Genomic DNA, 4,956 nt, shown 5'->3' with positions numbered 1-4,956 from the left:
CCAGGCGGCGACCACCCGTCCCGGCCGCGACGACAGCATCACCACCCGATCGGCGAGGCGCACCGCCTCGCGGACGTTGTGGGTCACGAACACCACGGTGATGCCGGTGCTGGCGTGGATGCGCGCGAGGTCCTCGTGGAGGACGTCGCGGGTGATGGCGTCGAGCGCCGCGAAGGGCTCGTCCATGAGCAGCAGGCGGGTGGTCTGCGCCAGCGCACGGGCCAGCGCGACCCGCTGCCGCATCCCGCCGCTGAGCTCGTGGGGGCGCTTGCGCGCGAAGCCCTCGAGGTGCACGAGGTCGAGCAGCTCGGCGACACGGTCGCGGCGCGCCTCCCTGCCCACGTGCTGGAGGCGCAGGGGCAGGGCGACGTTCTCGGCGACGGTGAGCCAGGGCAGCAGGGCCGGCTCCTGGAACATCATCGCGGGGCGGCCCTCGGCGACCTCGACCAGGCCCCGGGTGGGCCGGTCGAGACCTGCGATCATCGAGAGCAGGGTGGACTTGCCGCACCCGGAGGCACCGAGCAGGCAGAGGAAGTCGCCGCGGCACACCTCGAGGTCGACGCCGTCCACCGCCTGGATCCTCTCGGATCCCGCGCCGTAGACCTTGTCCACCGCCTCGAGCCGGACCGCGACCTCCTGCGCCAGCCCGATCCCGGCGCGGCGCGTCGCGACCGCGAGCGTGCTCACTGGGGGCCGTATCCGGCGCTGCTCACGGTCGCGTGCCCGGCGGCGCGGAGTGCGTCGTTGAGCGGGCGCAGCTGCAGGATGCCGTGGAGGTCGACCGCCGCCAGCAGCCCCACCGCGTGGGCGCTCGCGGCCGCTCTGACCAGCGCGGTGGGCAGCGGGTCGGCGCTGAAGTGCAGGCGCGTCCACGCCTGGTCGAGCGTCGCGGTGGCCAGCGCCTTCGTCGTCAGCCGGCGCAGCGCGTCGTTGACCACCCGCTTGGCCTGGTCGGGGTTGGCGTTGATCCAGTCGATGGCGGCGACGTTGCCCTGCACCAGCCGGCGCACCACGTCGGGATGCGCGTCGAGCAGCGCGGTGGTCACCACCAGCACGGTGGTCGGGAACGCGCCGTCCGGCCAGAGCGTGGCCTCGTCGACGAGCAGCCGCCCGCCCGCCTCGGTGATCAACCGGCTCAGGTAGGGCTCGGGCACCCATGCGCCGTCGATCTGACCCTGCTTGAAGAGCTGGACGATGGTGGCGTTGTCGGTCGGGGTGATGGTGGCGTCACCGCCCCCCTGGGGGGTGGTGTGGATCCCGTTGGCGGCCAGGTAGGCGCGCAGGGCGACGTCCTGGGTGTTGCCCAGCTGGGGCGTCGCCAGCCGCCTCCCCCGGAGCGACGCCGCCGAGGTGATGCCGCTCCCCGGGCGCACCACCAGCCCTGCCCCGCCGTAGGTGGCGCCGGAGACGATGCGGACCAGGCTGCCGCCGCTCTTCACGAAGGCGTTGACGGCCGGGTTGGGACCGATGAAGGCGGCGTCGATGGCCCCGCCGAAGATCGCCGAGACCGCGTCGGGGCCGGCGTTGAAGGTCTGGGTCTGCAGCCGCACGCCGCTGCCCAGCGCGCCCGCGAACAGGTTGCGGTCGACCCCGACGATGGCGGGCGCGTGGGTCAGGTTGGGGAGGTAGCCGAGACGGACGGCCTCCGTCGGGGTCGAGCCCCCCGCGGTGGCCGCCACCGACCCGCAGCCCGCCAGCAGGGCCGCGGCGCTCCCGAGGGCGGCGAGCGAGCCGGCGAGATGGCGCCGCAGGTGGCGGCGCCGGCGTCCGCGCGAGGTGCTCACGAGGCCAGCTCGACCACGGCGGGGGCGGGGAGGTAGCCCTCGATCTCGAGGTGGCGGAGGATCATGTCCGCCACCCCCTCGGCGCTGGTGGTCGCGGTGTCCACGACCACCTCGGCGTCCTGCGGCGGCTCGTAGGGATCGGAGACGCCGGTGAAGCCGGCGATCAGGCCGGCCCGCGCCTTGGCGTACAGGCCCTTGCGATCACGCCCCTCGCACACCTCGATCGGGGTGGCGAGGTGGACCAGCGTGAACCCGGCGTTCTGCTGCATCACCATCGCGCGCACCTCCTTGCGGAGGGCGTCGTAGGGCGCGATCGGCGCGCAGATGGCGATGCCGCCGTGGCGGGCGACCTCGGCGGCGACGTAGCCGATGCGGCGGATGTTGAGGTCGCGGTGCTCCTTGGAGAAGCCGAGCTCGGAGGAGAGGTACTTGCGGACCACGTCGCCGTCGAGGAGGGTGACCGGGCGGCTCGACCGCTCGACCAGCTTGACCAGCAGCGTCTGGGCGATGGTGGACTTGCCCGATCCGGACAGGCCGGTGAGGAACACCGCGAAGCCCTGCTGCTCGCGCGGCGCGTAGCTGCGCCGCAGCTCGCGGGCGACCTCCGGGTAGGTGAACCACTCGGGGAGCTCGTCACCGCTGCTGAGCTTGCGGCGCAGCTCCGTCCCCGAGACGGTGACCACGCGGGTGCCGGTGGCGACCTTGTCCTCCTCGAGGTAGGTGTCGAGGTCGGGCGCGTAGACCAGCATCTGGAACGGAACCATGCCGACGCCGAGCTCGTCCTGGTGGACGCGCACCATCTCCTGGGCGGCGTACGGGTCGTAGAAGGGGCGGCCCTGCGCATCGCTCCCGGGCCCGGCGTGGTCACGCCCGACGATCAGGTGCGTGCAGCCGTGGTTCTTGCGAATGATCGCGTGCCAGAGCGCCTCCCGCGGCCCCGCCATGCGCATCGCGAGCGGGAGCAGGGCGAGCCGGGTCGTCGCCGGTGGGTAGCGCTCGAGGAGCGCCGTGTAGCACCGCACCCGGATCGCATGGTCGACGTCACCGGGCTTGGTCATGCCCACGACCGGATGGATGAGCAGCTGCCCCCCGACGGCGACGGCCGCCCGCTGGGTGAGCTCCAGGTGCGCGCGGTGCATCGGGTTGCGGGTCTGGAAGGCGACGACGCGACGCCACCCCAGCCGCGTGAACTCCTCGCGCAGCTGCGCGGGGGAGAGGCGGAGTCGCTTGAAGTCGTAGTGGACCGGCGTCTCGACGCCCTCGAGCCGGCCACCCACGCAGAAGGGGTGCGACGCCTCCAGCAGCTGGCGCACACCGGGATGCTCCAGGCTCCGCGTGCCGTAGACGGTCTCTGCCTCGAGAGCGCGGTCGGGACGCCAGACGCTCTCGACCCGCAGCACCGCCAGCATCACTCCCTCGGGATCGCGCAGGGCGAGTGACTCGCCGATCCGGAGGCGGCCGGCGAGGTCGTCGGTGACGTCGAGGGTGATGGGGATCGGCCACAGGGTTCCGTCGGCGAGCCGCATCGAGGCGCACACGGACTCGTGGTCGTCGGGGCCCATGAAGCCGGTCAGCGGCGAGAAGCCGCCGCTGAGCAGCAGCTCGAGGTCACAGAGCTGGCGCGGGGTGACATCCCACGACGTCATGGTGCGGGATAGCGACCGCAGCTCCGCGGCGCGGCCGGGCAGCGCCATGGCGTCGACCAGCGTGCCGCCGTGCGGCGGGATCAGTCCGTGGAGGGGGACGTGACGGCCGCTCACCTCCACCCGCCCGTCGCTGCTGGCGTCGATCATCACAGTCTGGTCGCGCATCGGTGTGAGCCTCCTCGGCCGTTCGAGTGGGAGTTGGAAACCAGGCCGGAGACCCGGCGTGTCGATGGCGACCATTGTCTGCGGGCATCGCAGCCCAGTCATGGCGTCGCGGACGTACCGTGGCTACGATCGAAACCGCGGCGACGGGGGGTGAGAAGGCGTAGATCGCGTACGCCGTCCAGTGCAGTCACGCGCTGGTGCTGTCCTGCAATCGTCCGATTGACCGGATGGCGACGCCGTAGCCCAATTGTCGGACACCGCCGCCGTGCTCGATCGGCCGCGGTCGGTCCCGTCACCGTTGCGTCATGTCAGGAGAATGCGTTGAGCGAACACGGCCCGTGGCGAATCGCCGTCGTCGGCCAGCGCGGAGTGCCCGCCACGTTCGGCGGCGTCGAGCGCCATGTGGAGGAGATCGGCGCGCGTCTCGCGGCCCGGGGCCACGAGGTGACCGTCTTCCTGCGCAGCGGCTACGTGCCCGACGCGCCCCCCGCGCATCGTGGGATGCGTCTCCGGCAGGTGCCGACGGTGAGCAGCAAGCGCCTGGAGTGCATCGTGCACACCGCGCTCTGCACCTGCCTGACCCTGCGCAACCCACCCGACATCGTGCACTACCACGCCCTCGGCCCCTCCCTGCTGGCCCCGCTGCCGAGGCTCCTGTCGCGTGCCCGGGTGGTGGCCACGATCCACGGCCTGGACCATGAGCGCGAGAAGTGGGGCTTCGGAGCGCGTTCGGTGCTTCGCGCCGCCGGTTGGACCAGCGCTCACGCACCCGACTCCACCATCGTGGTCTCCCGGGCACTCGCGGACTACTACGCGCGCCACCACCACCGCGAGGCGATTCACGTCCCCAACGGGGTGAACACGCCGGTCCACCGGCCGGCACGGGAGATCACCGAACGCTTCGGTCTCCAGCCGCGGGGGTACCTGCTCTTCGTCGGCCGGCTCGTACCCGAGAAGGCGGTCGACCTTTTGGTCCGCGCCTTCGGCGACCTTCCCGGCGAGATGCGGCTGGTGGTGGCGGGGGGATCCAGCCACACCGACGAGTACACGCGCCGGGTGCGGGAGCTCGCCGCGAACGACCCGCGGGTGATCCTCACCGACTACGTCTACGGTGCGACCCTCGAGGAGCTGTACTCGAACGCCGCCGGCTTCGTGCTGCCGTCCACCGTCGAGGGGCTTCCCCTCACCCTTCTCGAGGCGGCGTCGCACGGGACCCCGGTGGTGGCCAGCGCGATCGCGCCCCACCTCGAGGTGCTCGGCGCCGACGGCCCCGGTCACCGGCTCTTCACTCCGCGTGACCAGGCCGGGCTCACCGCCGCGATGCGTCGGGTGCTCGAGGACCAGCCGGCCGAGCGCCGCGG

Annotated in this window: 4 protein-coding genes; 1 reads left to right on the top strand and 3 read right to left on the bottom strand. The window is 72.5% G+C overall.

Annotation, left to right across the window (positions count from 1 at the left end; translation table 11 throughout):
- From VGL20_17090 to VGL20_17080, 3 genes are all read right to left on the bottom strand, one after another.
- On the bottom strand, positions 1 to 687 hold a 687-nt coding region (locus VGL20_17090; protein ID HEY2705401.1), incomplete at its 3' end, for an ABC transporter ATP-binding protein.
- Positions 684 to 1,784 carry an ABC transporter substrate-binding protein gene (locus VGL20_17085; protein ID HEY2705400.1) on the bottom strand — a complete coding sequence of 367 codons (1,101 nt, stop codon included), beginning with the start codon at positions 1,782 to 1,784 and terminating at the stop codon, positions 684 to 686. The genes VGL20_17090 and VGL20_17085, both read right to left, overlap by 4 nt.
- Positions 1,781 to 3,595 carry a bifunctional sulfate adenylyltransferase/adenylylsulfate kinase gene (locus VGL20_17080; protein HEY2705399.1) on the bottom strand — a complete coding sequence of 605 codons (1,815 nt, stop codon included), beginning with the start codon at positions 3,593 to 3,595 and terminating at the stop codon, positions 1,781 to 1,783. Before VGL20_17080 ends, VGL20_17085 begins: the two co-directional genes overlap by 4 nt.
- A 321-nt stretch (positions 3,596 to 3,916) precedes the next feature.
- Here VGL20_17080 and VGL20_17075 point away from each other — a divergent pair.
- The coding region (locus tag VGL20_17075) for a glycosyltransferase family 4 protein (GenBank protein ID HEY2705398.1) at positions 3,917 to 4,956 on the top strand (1,040 nt) is incomplete at its 3' end.

The organism is Candidatus Dormiibacterota bacterium (genome assembly GCA_036495095.1).
Classification (GTDB): Bacteria; Chloroflexota; Dormibacteria; order Aeolococcales; family Aeolococcaceae; genus CF-96.
The sequence above is the reverse complement of the archived record's forward strand: the minus strand, read 5'-3'. Positions and strand labels throughout refer to the sequence as shown.